The 396-nt window shown below is 44.9% G+C and carries 1 protein-coding gene; it reads left to right on the forward strand.

Annotation, left to right across the window (positions count from 1 at the left end; translation table 11 throughout):
- Window positions 1-209: 209 nt before the first annotated feature.
- Window positions 210-396 (forward strand): DegT/DnrJ/EryC1/StrS family aminotransferase (locus A6013_RS24490; RefSeq protein WP_175437434.1); only part of this gene is annotated, 187 nt, incomplete at its 3' end.

Genomic DNA, 396 nt, shown 5'->3' on the forward strand with positions numbered 1-396 from the left:
TAAACTATTGTTTATAAATGAATTAATATTGATTTAGTTACATCTTAATTACGCATCTTAATTTTTCCCTAAGAAATGAACGATACCTTGAGATGAGTTTATGGTTCGTTGATATAAACGAAAAAGTAATTCGTTAATATCAAGCGCGAGCCATTCTTATTGCAATGAAATAAATGATGAGTGAATTATAGCCATTGTCCCCCCCCACCATGGCAAGAGAGCACATAGCGCCGTTCCCGGAGCGTTTAACCACCGGCTGGAACACCACAGGGCCTAAAAATCAGGAACTTGAAGCGCCAATATGTCAGCTGACGGGGAACCAGCCCGCGATTGCCGTCTGCTCGGCGACGGCGGGCATGCACGTTACGCTGATGGCGCTGGATATTGGTCCGGGCG

Origin of the sequence: Enterobacter sp. IF2SW-B1, from assembly GCF_001743375.1 — a bacterium.
In the GTDB taxonomy this organism is placed as follows: Bacteria; Pseudomonadota; Gammaproteobacteria; order Enterobacterales; family Enterobacteriaceae; genus Enterobacter; species Enterobacter bugandensis.